This is a genomic window from Methylomonas rosea (assembly GCF_024505055.1).
GTDB lineage: Bacteria > Pseudomonadota > Gammaproteobacteria > Methylococcales > Methylomonadaceae > Methylomonas > Methylomonas rosea.
Genome location: NZ_JANIBL010000063.1, coordinates 1 through 15,143, shown reverse-complemented (window position 1 = coordinate 15,143; position 15,143 = coordinate 1). Strand labels below are relative to the sequence as shown.

The 15,143-nt window shown below is 51.8% G+C and carries 15 protein-coding genes and 1 pseudogene; 14 read left to right on the top strand and 2 right to left on the bottom strand.

Translation table 11 applies throughout. From position 1 onward, the window contains the following. Window positions 1–409: 409 nt before the first annotated feature. Together NP589_RS17615 and NP589_RS17610 are read right to left on the bottom strand one after the other, a co-directional pair. Window positions 410–1,918, bottom strand: coding sequence for an alginate export family protein (locus NP589_RS17615; protein WP_256608144.1), 1,509 nt, complete (start codon window positions 1,916–1,918; stop codon window positions 410–412). Between the two features lie 135 nt (window positions 1,919–2,053). Next, window positions 2,054–2,239 carry a YezD family protein gene (locus tag NP589_RS17610; RefSeq protein WP_064010329.1) on the bottom strand — a complete coding sequence of 62 codons (186 nt, stop codon included), beginning with the start codon at window positions 2,237–2,239 and terminating at the stop codon, window positions 2,054–2,056. A gap of 309 nt (window positions 2,240–2,548) precedes the next feature. Here NP589_RS17610 and cysT point away from each other — a divergent pair, with 309 nt between their 5' ends. The 14 genes and pseudogenes from cysT to NP589_RS17535 form a co-directional block, all read left to right on the top strand. Continuing rightward, window positions 2,549–3,376: a sulfate ABC transporter permease subunit CysT gene (gene cysT / locus NP589_RS17605; protein WP_256608143.1), complete on the top strand. Its 828-nt coding sequence runs from the start codon at window positions 2,549–2,551 to the stop codon at window positions 3,374–3,376. An 8-nt stretch (window positions 3,377–3,384) separates the two neighbouring features. After that, window positions 3,385–4,248: a sulfate ABC transporter permease subunit CysW gene (cysW, locus tag NP589_RS17600; protein WP_256608142.1), complete on the top strand. Its 864-nt coding sequence runs from the start codon at window positions 3,385–3,387 to the stop codon at window positions 4,246–4,248. A gap of 57 nt (window positions 4,249–4,305) precedes the next feature. Continuing rightward, entirely contained in the window at window positions 4,306–5,349 is a 1,044-nt protein-coding gene (locus NP589_RS17595; protein WP_256608141.1) for a sulfate/molybdate ABC transporter ATP-binding protein, read from the top strand. Window positions 5,350–5,457: 108 nt separating this feature from the next. Then, window positions 5,458–6,360, top strand: coding sequence for a LysR substrate-binding domain-containing protein (locus NP589_RS17590; protein ID WP_256608140.1), 903 nt, complete (start codon window positions 5,458–5,460; stop codon window positions 6,358–6,360). 333 nt (window positions 6,361–6,693) lie between these two features. After that, complete coding sequence (cysK, locus tag NP589_RS17585) at window positions 6,694–7,671, top strand: cysteine synthase A (RefSeq protein ID WP_256608139.1); 978 nt, start codon at window positions 6,694–6,696, stop codon at window positions 7,669–7,671. Further along, on the top strand, window positions 7,668–8,597 hold the full coding sequence (epsC, locus tag NP589_RS17580; protein WP_256608138.1) for a serine O-acetyltransferase EpsC: 930 nt from the start codon (window positions 7,668–7,670) through the stop codon (window positions 8,595–8,597). Before cysK ends, epsC begins: the two co-directional genes overlap by 4 nt. Before the next feature lie 101 nt (window positions 8,598–8,698). After that, complete coding sequence (locus NP589_RS17575) at window positions 8,699–9,616, top strand: family 2A encapsulin nanocompartment shell protein (RefSeq protein WP_026600930.1); 918 nt, start codon at window positions 8,699–8,701, stop codon at window positions 9,614–9,616. Next, a complete protein-coding gene (locus NP589_RS17570; RefSeq protein ID WP_256608137.1) occupies window positions 9,603–11,246 on the top strand; it encodes a family 2A encapsulin nanocompartment cargo protein cysteine desulfurase in 1,644 nt (547 codons plus the stop codon). Before NP589_RS17575 ends, NP589_RS17570 begins: the two co-directional genes overlap by 14 nt. 467 nt (window positions 11,247–11,713) lie before the next feature. Beyond that, window positions 11,714–11,884: a hypothetical protein gene (locus tag NP589_RS17565; RefSeq protein ID WP_256608136.1), complete on the top strand. Its 171-nt coding sequence runs from the start codon at window positions 11,714–11,716 to the stop codon at window positions 11,882–11,884. 407 nt (window positions 11,885–12,291) lie between these two features. Beyond that, the gene (locus tag NP589_RS17560; RefSeq protein WP_256608135.1) at window positions 12,292–12,588 is read left to right on the top strand and encodes a lysozyme family protein; all 297 of its coding nucleotides are present in this window, start codon (window positions 12,292–12,294) and stop codon (window positions 12,586–12,588) included. A 231-nt stretch (window positions 12,589–12,819) separates the two neighbouring features. Continuing rightward, on the top strand, window positions 12,820–13,131 hold the full coding sequence (locus tag NP589_RS17555; protein ID WP_256608134.1) for a flagellar transcriptional regulator FlhD: 312 nt from the start codon (window positions 12,820–12,822) through the stop codon (window positions 13,129–13,131). Window positions 13,132–13,813: 682 nt separating this feature from the next. Beyond that, window positions 13,814–14,158: a UPF0175 family protein gene (locus NP589_RS17545; protein WP_256608133.1), complete on the top strand. Its 345-nt coding sequence runs from the start codon at window positions 13,814–13,816 to the stop codon at window positions 14,156–14,158. A gap of 6 nt (window positions 14,159–14,164) precedes the next feature. Next, window positions 14,165–14,653 carry a PIN domain-containing protein gene (locus tag NP589_RS17540; protein WP_256608132.1) on the top strand — a complete coding sequence of 163 codons (489 nt, stop codon included), beginning with the start codon at window positions 14,165–14,167 and terminating at the stop codon, window positions 14,651–14,653. A gap of 246 nt (window positions 14,654–14,899) precedes the next feature. Beyond that, a pseudogene (locus NP589_RS17535) lies at window positions 14,900–15,143 on the top strand (hypothetical protein); the annotation flags it as partial.

Here is a 15,143-nt window from a genome sequence, read left to right as displayed (position 1 = left end):
TAGCGACTTTCTAATTTAAATAATCCCGCTGATTGTTAGCAAGACCCTTACACACCGTTCGCCCGGTGCCTGTCAAAGGGCATGCCGCTTGTATGTGGGTTTTTGATGATCGCACTATTAACCCAACCTATAAATATCGTCGCGTCCGGCGACTACAGTGGCTTTGCTGCGCGGTCTAACGGCTCCCGCCACGCGGGAATGGCGAATCCAAAGCATTTAAGGGTCGGGTTACTAATATCGGTCGCTGTCACGGTGCCCGTTGCGGCCGGCGATATTGAAGGACAAGGTCCTCTTCCGCCAATCCGCTCTCCGACAATGGTCGTCAATCAACAACAGACACCGGCGGTGCTTGGGTGAGTCCATTCACCCTTTGGGGTTAAGTGCTAACGGCCAGCCCTGCCGGGAAGACTTATTTATAGCTTGGTTTACCGTCCCCAAAGGCATTCAGCGAGACTTCGAAATAGAAGAAGTTGCTCGGCTCGCTGGTATAAGCGCCCTGCCCGCCTTGCGCTACCGGCAAGGCCCGCGACTCGGTGAAGTCGCCTGGGGTGAACCGTGCGTAGCTCATGCTCCAATCCACATAGGCATTGAGTTTGTGGCGTAAACGGATATCAAACTCATGCCCCATGAAGGCGCCGCTGCGGCCGGTGGTATCGCGCAAGCCGGCACGATTCCAACCGCCGGTCTCGCTTTCCTGCCAGTAGGCGCTGTAACCGGTATCGATACGCACGTCTTTGTAGGGTGTAAACTCCAGTCTGGCCTTGGGTGCATGAATGTTGTCCCAGGAAAAATAATCGTTACGCGACCAAGGCTGGTTAAAACCGTAGAAGGCATCGAAGCGCTGGTTAATATTATCGCCGGCGTTTTTATCGCCGGTGCCGTAACCGTAATACAGGCTGGCTCTGGGTTTCCAATCGTGATCGAAGCTATAACCCAGTTCCAGCGAGTAAGCCAGAGCGTCGTGTTGGCGCAAGGACTGGGTGGTGCCGGACAACGAGCCATAGCGGCCGAATTGCTTGTTGATATCGGCGTCGAAATCAAAGCCCGCACCGAAGAAGCCGTAAGCCCGCAAACCGGGTGCGTAGATGTCCATAGCAGGCTTGCGATTCGCGGCAACACGATTGGCGGGGTCACCATCGGTTTTCCGCCCCAAGAAATAAGGCTGGATGGTGATAAACTCGGACCATTGTTTCAGGCTGAGCACGGCGCCGTAAATCCAGGTATCTTCGTCGGGTTGGTCGAATTCGTATTTGTAGCGCTCCACCGGTTGCAAGGCAAAGGTATCCAAGTCCCAATTGTTTTGTTTTTTGCCGAAATGTACCCGGTAACCCTCAAAGTTGTTGGTGGTGTTGCGGAACTCATTGTTACCAATCAAGCGCCGATCCAACAATTCCAAGTGCATGCGACCGGCACGAATGCTGATGGGCCGGTTATGCCCTAAGGCATTTTCGAAATACAACTCGCCATATCCCTGGATCATTTCAAACTCGTTCACATCGGCATCGGTTTTGGGGTACAAGCCGTTGTAACTGCGCGCATCTTCCATCTCCACCGCAAAGCGTAAGGGATCGAGTATCTCTTTAATACCGACGTAGGCACGGGTCCTGAGCAGCCAAAGATTATCGGCATCGGCTCGCCATTCGGATGTGCCGCTGCGTTGCGGCCGATAGTCGTTCTCGCGATATTCGTAGCGGGTGCGAAAATCCAAGCCCACATCCAACCATTTCACATCACGAAACTGCTCGAACTGGGTTTTACTTAAATTACGCACATACAAGGGCGGATCGGTTGGTGCTGGTTCGACGCGATAGCCTTTGGTCGGCACGTAATAATCTTCGGCGTAACTTAAGCCCGGCCAAGCTAGCAACAGGCATAGCGAACCTGCTGCCGGTATTGTGTAAATTAAAGGTAGTTTCATGTGGTTAACTGTGGGTTAGAGTAATTAATTATCGGTATACAAAAAGATTTTGCTCATCTCGCCGTCCTTTGGCTAAGTGGAAACAAGCAAACGGGTATTTGGCGGCGTAAGCCTAAGTCTGACCCAGGAACCCGCTTATGCCGAATCTTTTTGCTGACCCAGTCTAAAACGCTCGCGCTTGTCGATTTGGACGATCCGGCCGTCGTGAATAACGACTTCAACCGAGCCAAAACGAATATCCTGCACAATCGTGGCAATTTGTAATGCAATCTCCTTGTTGTCGCCTTGCTTTAACGCATGACTGTTGAGTTCAATCGCCATATAGCCTCCTGAGGTATGGTGGGTTATCTTGGGTTTATGAATCCGTGTCGCGGGAGCGGTAGTGCCCCAGACCGTGGATAAATGGTAAGAAAACCAGATAGCGATTGAAAACGATATAAACAGAAATGTATATCTGTTAATGGGATATACAAAGTCGCCGATGCGCGGCATCTTGTCCTCACCACAACAACCGAAATTCGACTACTTGTTATCTGAATATCAGATTATCAATTCAATTTATATCATTTCCGTTGGCATTTAAGTTTCTCTATCCTGTCGGCACCTACTGACTGTTTCCAGAGAAACGCAATGACCCAAAGCAACATCATGCCGGGCTTTCGACCGGCGCTGGCTTATACCTTGTTCTACCTCTGCCTGGTGGTGTTGATACCGCTGAGTACCCTGGTATTCAAGAGCTTGCAGTTGAGCTGGACAGACTATCTGGAGATCATCAGTAATACTCGAGTGGTCTCGTCGTTTCGAGTCAGTTTCGGCACTTCGCTAATCGCTGCATTGGTGGCCGGCCTATTTGGTTTTGTCATCGCCTGGGTGTTGGTGCGTTATCCCTTTCCGGGCAAACGCTTTTTGGACGCCTTGATCGATCTACCGTTTGCCTTACCAACGGCGGTGGCCGGCGTGATCTTGGCCACCATTTTCCAGCCCAGCGGCCTGCTGGGTAAATGGCTGATGTCGTCCTTTGGCGTACAGGTGGCTTATAAACCACTAGGCATCGTGGTGGCATTGATTTTTATCGGCATTCCGTTTGTGGTGCGGACTGTCGAACCAGTGCTGCAAGAATTCGACACCACCATGGAAGAAGCGGCTTCCAGCCTGGGAGCCACTCGCTTGCAAGTATTTACTCAGGTGATATTTCCCAACATTTTTCCGGCGCTGTTGACCGGCGTATCGCTGGCGTTCGCCAGAGGCGTTGGTGAGTACGGTTCGGTGATCTTTATCGCCGGCAATCTGCCCTATGTCTCGGAAATCGTCCCGCTATTGATCATCACCAAACTGGAACAGTACCAATATGCCGGAGCCACCGCGATAGCGCTGACGATGCTGCTGGTGTCGTTCCTGTTGCTGCTGATTGTTAATTTACTGCAACTCTGGGCGCGCCGCCGCTCCGGGCAAATTTAGGAGAAATCATGCACGCTAATGTTCATGTCATCGGTGACGCCACCGGCCAAGCCAACTTCAAAGCGCTACACGATCCATTTTGGGTACGCTGGGGCTTGGTCGGCGTAGCGGTGGGCTTCATCGTCCTGTTTTTATGCGTCCCTCTGGGTTTGGTGTTGTATCAGGCTTTCTCCAAAGGTTGGCAAGCCTATTGGACCGCGCTGGCACAGCCGGATGCTATCGCCGCCATGCAACTGACATTGGTGGTTGCTCTGATTACCGTTCCGCTGAATACCGTCTTTGGCGTCGCGGCAGCGTGGGCGATTACTCGTTTCGAGTTTTGGGGCAAAAGCTTATTGACCACCCTCATAGACCTACCCTTTTCCGTATCACCGGTTATCTCCGGTCTTATTTTTGTGCTGATGTTTGGCGCCCAAGGTTGGTTCGGGCAATGGTTTTCCGTGCATGACATCAAGGTGATTTTCGCGGTGCCCGGCATCGTGTTGGCGACCATCTTTATTACCTTCCCCTTTGTCGCGCGCGAACTGATTCCGCTGATGCAGGAAATGGGCAGCGAAGAAGAGGAAGCCGCGTTATCACTGGGCGCCAGCGGCTGGAAAACGTTCTTTCTGGTGACTTTACCGAATATCAAATGGGCACTGCTATACGGCGTGTTGCTGTGCAATGCCAGGGCGATGGGCGAATTCGGCGCGGTGTCGGTGGTGTCCGGACATATTCGCGGGGTGACCAATACCCTACCCTTGCATGTGGAAGTCAGTTACAACGATTACGACGTCATCGGGGCGTTTTCCAGCGCGTCGATTTTGGCGGGGTTGGCCATCGTCACGCTGGTTTTGAAAAGCTTTTTGGAATGGAAGCAAGCCAGAGCCTGACCGCCAACAATCCGGGCATTTAGTCGCGCGATTAACATCCGTTAGTGAGATAAAAACATGAGTATTCTGCTAAATAACATCAGCAAAAATTTCGGCAAGTTCGCCGCCTTGTACGACGTCAGTTTGGAAATTCCGGAAGGCGAACTGGTGGCTTTGTTGGGCCCCTCCGGCTGCGGCAAAACCACCTTGCTACGCATCATCGCCGGCCTGGAAACCCCGGACTTCGGCCGCGTGCTGCTCAGCGGCGAAGACAAGACCGAGCAACATGTCAGCCGCCGTGGCATCGGCTTTGTATTTCAGCATTACGCCCTGTTCCGCCATATGACGGTGTTCGACAACATCGCCTTTGGTTTGCGGGTCAAACCGCGCAAAGAACGACCGACCGAAGCCTTTATCAGCAAAAAAGTCCATTCATTGCTGGAATTGGTGCAACTGGATTGGCTGGCGGACCGCTTCCCGGATCAATTATCGGGCGGCCAACGGCAACGGATTGCCTTAGCTAGAGCCTTAGCAGTGGAACCTAGCGTGCTATTGCTTGACGAACCGTTCGGCGCGTTAGACGCCAGCGTGCGAAAGGATCTGCGGCAGTGGCTGCGTAATCTGCATCAGGAATTGCATGTCACCAGTATTTTTGTGACCCATGATCAGGAAGAAGCGATGGAAGTCGCCAGCCAAGTGGTGGTATTGAATCAGGGCCGTATCGAGCAACAAGGCGCGCCGGCCGATATTTACGATCATCCGGCCAATGCCTTTGTCTCTAAGTTCATCGGCCAAACCAATATCTTCGATCTGTCGGAAACCGAGAGTAACTGGCTGCAACGCGCGGGGATTCTGGCGGAAAAACCGCAAGGCATCTTCGCCCATGTTCGCCCGCATCATATCGATATTGTCAAAGCCGAAGAGGCCTCCGGCTCGCCGGTGACTTTGAAGGACTGGCAGCATCTGGGGGCGACCATTCGGGTCGAGCTATTCAATCCGCAACACAATGGTTCGGGTGCCACGCTGTTTGCGGAAATGCCCAACGAACGCTTCAAGCAACTGAATTTAAACAAGGGCGACCGAGTAGCTGTGCATATTAAACAGGCGCATTGGTTTAATTGACTTTGTACCCAACAAGGCTCGGGCTATCGGCAGTATAGCCCGACACAGTAGTCACCACGCTTCGCGTGCATTGCATGTTCGCTCACATCACCCCATGGAAAGACCGGTATGAATCTTAATCAGCTTGAATTATTGCGCGTTCTAAAAGACACTCAATTCAACCAATCCAAAGCCGCGGAAATTATGCATGTGGTGCAATCAGCGGCCAGCCGGCAGCTGCAATTACTGGAGGAGGAACTAGGCTCGCCGCTCTACGAACGGCACGGCAAAAAATTGCTGGGCCTGACACCGCTGGGCGAGCAGGTGATGGAACAAGTGGACAGGATCAACCAAGCCAAAAAGAACATCCTGTCCATCGCCGATGACTTTCGCGAAAACCGCAACGGCGCCTTACACATCGCCACCACCCATACCCAGGCCAAATATTTGCTCCCGGAACCGGTGCAAAAATTTCGGGAGAAATATCCGGGCATTACCATCTATATGGTGCAATCTTCGCCGCAAGAACTGATCGAGCAACTCCATCAGCACCGTGCCGATATTGCTATCTGCACCGAAAAGCTGGATGAGGACGAGAAATTAGTCGTCAAGTCCTGCTACGAATGGCAGCACATTGCCGTGGTACCGCGTCATCATCCCTTGGCGCAAGGCGATGTAACGCTGGGCCGGCTAGCCGCGTTTCCGATTTTGACTTACTCTCAAGGCTATACCGGGCGCTCCACGATCGAAAAAGCCTTCAAGAACGCCGGCAAGGAACTGGATATTACGCTGTCCGCCGCCGATTCCGACATCATCAAGACCTATGTCAGGCTGGGCTTGGGCGTCGGCATTATCGCCGGCACATCTTATGAATCGCGCAACGACAACGATCTGGTCGCCCGGGATTTATCGCATCTTATCCCACGTTCGACGACGAAGATCGCCTATTTGAAGCAATTATATTTACCGACTTATTTGCAGTATTTCATCAATGAGCTGCTTTCCAAAGCCGCCAAAGAACAAGCATATTAAAATCAAGCAGGAATTTGCCTTTCAATTTCTATATTTATCATAAGAACAGACGCAAAAACCCAAATCCCTGGACGCCGCACGCAAAAACAAAGACTTACACACCCCCAAACAATCGCAATAAGCTCTTTGCAACGAGGTAAATCATATTTTCAGATTTATATATCTCAAACAGGCATTACGTAAAACTAAGCTGCCGGTACCCGTATTGACAGTCTCAGTTTAAACCAAGTACTTTAAAAAAAATTGCTGACCGGACCACCGGAAGCCAGTACGCCTTAGCAGGCTGCTGGCTTTTTTTTGGCCCGCAGAAAACCAATAGGGAGTAATACCGCCATGACGCATTGGTATCCAGATAACTCGCAATCGATAGGCAATACGCCTTTAGTTCGGCTAAACCGCATAACCGACGGCGCGCCGGTGACTTTGCTGGCAAAAATCGAAGGCCGCAATCCGGCTTACTCCGTGAAATGCCGGATAGGCGCAGCCATGATCAACGACGCCCAACAACGCGGCCTGCTCAGCGGCGATAAGGAATTGATCGAACCCACCAGCGGCAATACCGGCATAGCCTTGGCCTTCGTGGCCGCCGCGCGCGGTATTCCGTTGACCTTGACCATGCCGGAAACTATGAGTCTGGAGCGGCGCAAGTTATTGGTAGCGTACGGCGCCAAATTGGTACTCACCGAAGGCGCCAAAGGCATGAAAGGTGCTATTGCCAAAGCCGAAGAAATTGCCGCATCGGACCCAGAGCGCTATGTACTGCTGCAACAGTTTAAAAATCCCGCCAACCCAACCATCCACGAACTGACCACCGGCCCGGAAATCTGGACGGATAGCGACGGCGCTATCGACATTTTGGTGTCCGGCGTCGGTACCGGCGGCACCATCACCGGCGTATCGCGTTACATTAAATTTAATCAGCGCAAACCTATCGTGTCCATTGCGGTAGAACCCGAGGCCAGTCCGGTATTGACGCAGTTTCGCGCCGGGGAGCCATTGCAACCGGCGCCTCACAAAATTCAAGGTATTGGCGCCGGTTTCGTACCGGAGGTATTGGATTTATCCCTGGTAGACGAAATCGCCCTGGTAAGTAACGACGATGCCATAGCCTACGCCCGCCGCCTGGCGTGTGAGGAAGGCATTCTGGCAGGCATTTCCTGCGGTGCGGCGGTGGCTGCGGCGGTGCGGGTGGCGAAACGTCCGGAACACGAAGGCAAAACCATCGTAGTCATCTTACCCGACTCCGGCGAGCGCTATTTGAGTTCCGCGTTGTTTGAAGGCCTGTTCGACCCGCAAGGTGTGGCGCTATGACCTTAGCTGAAAACGGCCAACGCTGGGAAATCGATGCGCTGGTCGCCGAACTGCGCTCGCTGCGTCTGCAATCCCTGGAAAACCGTCACCGCCGCGAACATCCGCCCAAATTGCCTTCGCGCAAGGTGTTGAGTCAAATCGTCGACAACCTGGGTGCGGCGCTATTTCCCAATCGGCTGGGCATGCCGGATCTCACCGACGAAGGCATCGATTATTTTGTCGGCCATACCCTGGACAGCCTACTCCGGCAGTTGCATCGGCAAATCAGTCTGGAATTGCAATTTGTGGCCGAACAGCAAGGCCTGTCCCTGGACACCCAAAGTCAAGCGACCGACATCACACGGCAATTTGCGGCGCAGTTGCCTGAGGTGCGGCAATTGATCGACAGCGACATTCAAGCCGCCTACGAAGGCGACCCCGCCGCGCGCTGCGCGGACGAAGTGTTGGTCTGTTATCCCGGTATTACCGCTGTGATTCATCACAGACTGGCGCATGTGCTCTACGAGTTGGGCCTGCCGCTGGTAGCCAGGGTAATCAGCGAAGTAGCGCACTCCGCCACCGGCATCGACATCCATCCCGGTGCGCAAATCGGCGAAAGCTTTTTTATCGACCACGGCACCGGCGTGGTAATTGGCGAAACCGCCGTCATTGGCCACCGGGTAAGGCTGTATCAAGCGGTCACACTGGGCGCCAAACGCTTTGACAAGGATGACAACGGCATGTTGGTGAAAGGCCACGCCCGCCATCCCATCGTCGAGGACGATGTCGTGATTTACGCCGGCGCCACGATTTTGGGGCGCATCACCATCGGCCGCGGCTCTACCATCGGCGGCAACGTCTGGCTAACCCACAGCGTCCCACCCGACAGCCTGGTTAGCCAAGGCCAGAATCGCACCGAAGTATTTGCGGGCGGTGGCGGGATTTAAAGGCCAGCTGCATATCCAATTTTTTGAAACCAAAGTTAAAGATTCTGCGAACAAAACACACAGTTAACAAACCACCACCCACTCAATAAAGGAAAATCACCATGTCAGACATTCATCAAGCCCATACCGCGTTAGGCGACGTCGCTGCGCGCACCTTATCCAATGCCACCAAAACCGTGCCCATGATGGGTACCATTACCCCTCGCTGGCTGGTGCATCTGATGCACTGGGTACCGGTCGAAGCGGGTATTTACCGGGTCAACAAAGTCAAAAGCGAAACCAGTATCGCCGTGGATTGTTCCAGCCTGGACGAAAAAGTGTTGCCGCAAACCTATGTGGATTATGAAGAATGGGGCCGCGAATATCGCCTGAATGCGGTCAATACCGTGCTGGACGTGCACACCCGCGTCGCTGATTTGTACAGCAGCCCCTACAACCAAATTCATGAGCAGCTGCGTTTGACCATCGAAACCGTCAAAGAGCGCCAAGAAAGCGAATTGATCAACAACACCGAATACGGCTTGTTGAACAACGTCGCGCCAGCGCAAAAAGTGCAAACCCGCAAAGGCTCGCCTACACCGGACGACCTGGACGAATTGATTGCCCGCGTCTGGAAAGAACCCGCGTTCTTCCTGGCCCATCCGCGCGCGATTGCCGCCTTCGGCCGTGAAGCCACCCGCCGCGGCACACCACCGCCCACCATCTCCATGTTCGGTTCGCAGTTTTTAACCTGGCGCGGTCTGCCCTTGATCCCGACCGACAAGTTGAAAATCACCAACGGCAAAACCAATATCCTGCTGTTGCGCACCGGCGAAAGCCGGCAAGGCGTGGTCGGTTTGTATCAACCCAACTTGACCGACGAACTGAGCATGGGCCTGTCCGTGCGCTTCATGGGCATCAACCATAAAGCGATCGCGTCTTATCTGGTATCGCTGTATTGTTCGTTGGCAGTGTTAACTGAAGATGCCATCGGCGTATTGGAGAATGTCGAAATAGGCAACTACTATGACTACCAATAACATAGACTTAGCCGGTCTGGCGCAACAAGCGCTAAACGGTGGTCCGGTGCCGGATGGTCTGCCGGATACCGCCGAATTGACGCGCTTGGCAAACCAGTTTTTCCGGGAAGTGCCTAACACTGGCGAGGCGATTGATACCGTGCCGGTCTCTGCGGCCACGTCCGTTCCGTTCCACAACGTCAGCTCGGGTTTCGATTCCCGGCCCGGCATCGACGACGGCGCGATTTCCGCCTTGGTGCAGCGCAGTTTTGCGTTACCCGGCACCACGGATTTGCAAACCGCCTTGGCAACGCCCATGGGCAAAGGGCAACCCGCAGCGACTAGCGGTTCATCGTTTTATTTTCTGAACGACGTATCGGCATTGGCTCGCGCGGCTCAAATACCGGGTTTAGGTTCCGCACACCCGCCGTTTGACGTGCACGCAGTGCGTAAAGACTTTCCCATTCTGCAAGAACGCGTCAACGGCTATCCGCTGGCCTGGTTGGATAATGCTGCCACTACGCAGAAACCGCAGGTGGTTATAGACAGGATTTCCGAGTTTTATCAACACGAGAACTCGAATATCCATCGTGCCGCGCATGAATTGGCGGCGCGGGCGACCGATGCCTATGAGGGTGCCCGGGAAATCGTTACGCGCTTCATTAACGCGTCATCGGCTGATGAAGTGATTTTTGTACGTGGTGCCACCGAAGCCATCAATCTGGTCGCTAAGAGTTGGGGTAAACAAAACATCGGCGCGGGTGATGAAATCATCATCAGCTGGTTGGAACACCACGCCAACATCGTGCCCTGGCAACAGCTTTGTGCGGAAACCGGTGCGGTGCTGAGAGTGATTCCGGTGGATGATAACGGCCAAGTGATTTTGGCCGAGTATCAAAAACTGCTGAATGCTAAAACCAAGCTGGTATCGTTTACGCAGGTCTCCAATGCGCTAGGCACTGTCACGCCGGCACAGGAAATGATAGCACTGGCCCACAGGGCCGGCGCCAAGGTACTTTTGGACGGCGCGCAATCGGTATCGCATTTGAAAGTGGATGTGGAGGCCTTGGATTGCGATTGGCTAGCGTTCTCAGGCCACAAAATCTTCGGGCCGACCGGCATCGGTGTGCTTTACGGCAAGGCTGACGTTCTGGAGGCCACCCAGCCTTGGCAAGGCGGCGGGAATATGATCGAAGACGTGACCTTCGAAAAAACCGTCTATCAACCGGCACCTGCGAAATTCGAAGCCGGCACCGGGAATATTGCCGATGCGGTGGGTCTGGGAGCGGCGCTGGAATATCTGAACAAGATCGGCATCGAAAACGTAGCACGCTACGAGCATGAATTGCTGGTTTATGCGATGCATGCGTTACAGGCCATTCCGGGCCTGCGCTTGATCGGCACTACACCGGATAAAACCAGCGTGTTGTCATTTGTAATGGATGGTCATAGCACGCAAGATGTCGGTAAGGCCTTGAATGAAGTGGGCATTGCCGTGCGCTCCGGACATCATTGCGCGCAACCCATCTTGCGGCGTTTTGGCTTGGAAAGTACCGTAAGACCATCGTTGGCGTTTTATAACACCTACGAGGAAATCGATAGGTTATCGGCAACGTTAAAACGTCTGCAATGTAAGTCAAGGACGTTTTAGTTCTATACGTTGAGGTCAAGGCGCAAAGTCTTGACCTCAAATCTGCTTGCTTGAAGTAGCGCGATTTTTCCCGACTTGATTGCGTAAGTTATTCTCCATTCCCCCTTCCATTTACGATGCTCAGCAAGACGCATCAGCAGGTTTTTTTATCCCGATACTGTTACAAAATATTCTGCATTTATTTGGTTGCCCTACGGGCAGCCTTTTCTGATGTCTTGATTCGCGCTGGTTTTTAAAGGCATCCCAAGCGACAATAGCGCTACGAATTTATGCTGGCGGACAGCCGAAACTAAGGATATTCGCCGTTTATGTTCAAATCCTTACAACATGTTCAGACACTCGTCGCGCTTAATACCACCAGATTACGGTCATTCGTAGTACAACAACGCACCGCCGTATTAATCAAGATTATTTGACAATTGGGCGCGTTAAACTCGAGTTAGAACTGAATAGCAATTTGCTCAATAATGAACACTGATAAATCTCAAGACAGCAAGAACAGCATCACCATGCAACACACGCCAATGATGCAGCAGCGTGTTCTTATTGTTTTTCATGGGGTTTATTGGAATAAAATTCAAACCTATACTAAAACCTATACCAAGCAACAATTACCGAAGGCGGACCGAATTCCCTGAAAATCGTATCGGTTTAACCTTTTGAACCAAAGTGATCAGTCCGGTTTGTCTTCAACGAAATACCCCGTCAAACATTCCAATTAATCTAAATCCTCATTTTAGGCTCGTTTTTTGGATTGACATCCAAATACGATGGCGCACGAACATTTGTTGCGAACCTCCAAAAATGACAAATCAAGATAAAAACGCCAGAAAAAAGCGTTTTTCGAACGTATAGAATTTTTAGCAGCGTCGTAAACTCGCCTCAAGATCATTGAGGCGAGCTTGCGATGTTCATTATTCCTTCAAAAAATCTTAAGCTTAGGTTTCCATTTCAAAACGTTGTTAAGCATCTTCAGCTTGGCATGATTGGCGGCCTTTGCATCATCAGCCAACCCATAGAATCGATGGCTGCTGGATCCATTAAAATGAATAGCAGCAACCAAGAGTCCCTGACATCAAATACTAAATTACAAAACACGCTGTGGGGGCAAGTAGCTCGTAGGCATCGCATTGATCCCTATATTCTGTATGCCGTTGCGCTCACGGAGTCGCGAAAAAACGGCGAACAGAATCGAGTCACACCCTCGCCCTGGGCCATCAATAACGCTGGCAACGCCTATATTCCTGGCAGCCAGCAGGAAGCCGAAGCCTTACTCAATCAAATGTTGGAGCAAGGTAAACACAATATCGACGTTGGCATGATGCAAGTCAATCTGCGGTAGCATGGCCACCGTGTTGCGAAACCAGAGCAACTCTTGATACCAAGCACCAATCTCGAAATCGGCGCAAGCGTACTCTCCGAGGCCATCCAATCTGTGCCTGGCAATCTCGCACATGGCATAGGCCGATATTACAGCTGGAAAAACGAGCCGGCCGCCATCCAGTACGGGCAGAAAGTAATCGCCCTGGCAAATCAAATTCGCGCAATTCTTTAGACAATCGAGGATTGCAGAATGGATGAGAATCTCTACAAACTCAATCTCGACTACCTCATTGTCGCTCAGTCCTTAATTTTTTCCGGCAGCGAACAGAAAGCCATGTTCTGCTTAGGTCTCACGACCGAAGCGGTGTCGTTGCTCCGAAAGATGCCACTCGCACAATTAAAAAGCTTGGCCAGAAGTGATTGCCTGACCTTTGCCCCCCGTTTCAATCCCCATAAATGGAGCAAATTTCTAACCGTCGAAAAAAACGAAGATACCAATGCACTCGACGCACGAACCATCGATCTTCTGATGCTCTTGTCTGCCCACCCGCCTGAGTCATGAGCAACCATTGCCCATTTGCTACTCGGCTTAAAGATCAGTATTGGGCTTATCAATTGCTGAAACGAAGATTACGCACAAAATTTGCCGGCCGGGTCATCAAAACCCTTCGACAGAAGGACTTATGTAATCTCTACTTTTCCCTACACGGAGAAAGTCCGGTCGCTGGCCTAGTCCCTAGCATCCTAGCAATGCCACAGTCACGTGAGTCGTTTCTTTACATGGCGCTATTTGCATCAATCTATCGAAGCGCTTGCTCAAGTGCTATCTCCGCCGAAATGGACCTAAACGCCCTAGTGTTTGCCTGGGATACATTTTGTGCATTCTATCCAAGCCATATCCAAGAACGCCGACCGTTTGGCCGCATACGGCCAGCAAATTTCGATGAAGCCTGGATTATCACCGAAGCACTGAGAGACGGACTCGCAGAATTACCTTACTGTACGACCTGCCATACGCCGTATTTAGTTATTCATGGCTGCAAATATCAGCAGGTCTGTCAAATGTGCGTGCTAAACCAAATCCCTAAGACCAGAATGATTACCTAACTATTGCTCCTAAGTCGTAGCCGAATTGGGGGGACTTATTATCCGGGCAGCTCAAGATCCAATGGGAAAACTTTATGCCCTCATTTCAATTCAAAGGAATATAATCCACCCATTCAATCTTCCTATGTAATCCGACTATGAAAACGGTCAATGTCAGTGGTCTAAAGAACAACCCCAGCGAAGCGTTGCGCATGGCTCATGAGGATATGGTCCTGGTCATGAATAGAAACGAACCGGATGCCGTGATGGTCGGCCTAAAATCCGCCAAAATCATCGGCATGCCGGGTGTTCGCAAGGCATTGGCGACAGCCTTGTTCAAGGACGGAAATTTATCCCTCGCTCGCTCCGCTAAACTGGCCGATATGCCATTGGCCGGCTTTATTGCGCACGTCTCGCGCTTGGGTATCCCCGTCATCGATCAAACGGCCGACGAAGTTGGGGACGATTTGGATACTCTGGACCAGTGGCTCAACCAAGCCTGATATCCAATGACCAAGAAAGTAATTGTCGACGCCAGTCCATTGATCGGCTTGGCGTTGGTGGAGGGTTTAATTTGGTTGCCCCAGTTATTTGGCCAAGTTTTCGTACCCGAAACGGTGAAACAAGAAGTGTTACCTGGCAAATCGGCGCCGGGTGAACAAGCGCTGTTCCATGCATTCGATTCAGGTTGGTTAACGGTATGGCATGAATCCATCACACCACGTTTGGATATCGACCTGGACGCTGGTGAAACGGAGTGCATCAACATCGCGCTATCGTCACCCGAAAACTATTTGCTGATCATGGACGAACGTGCCGGCCGGGCTGTGGCCAAAGAATATCAACTACAGGTCGTCGGTACGGCCGCAGTCATTGGCCTAGCCAAGAAACAAGGTTTGATTGCGTCTGCTCGAGCGGCTTTTGAAGTCTTATACCGATCGGATTTTCGGATTTCGGCTACGGTAATCAACAAAATCCTGGCGAGTGTCGGCGAGTGATCCAGTCGTTATGCAAGCCATTATTCTTTGCCCTAAAAAATGGCTTTGAGTTAAAAACCGACTTAGAACGTTAGTTCATTCGCGATAGGATTGCCCAACCGCTTAAGCATGGAGAATACAATGTCTTCACAGTCATCACTGTCAGATCGGTTCAAACGGCCCAGCCAATCGATTCAAACTCGATCAAATCACGCAATGTTTAAGGGTCATCATGCAACTGTCGATTGTCCCGAATGCCATCGAATCATGGTACCGCGCGTCGTTACTTATTACGGGCAACCAACAAAATCGATTTGTCCTTTTTGCGGTACGACGTTTGCGCAGTTTCTGGGGGGATTTCAGAAGCTGCTATCGCGCTTTCAAAGCCCTCGATTGACAACGGCAATTCTGAATAAACTATTCATAATTACCCTTGGTTTCTCCTTCCTCTGGCTGGTTAGCGACCAGATCAGTGTGTCAGGACAGCTAAGTCTTATCGCATTTTTTGGTG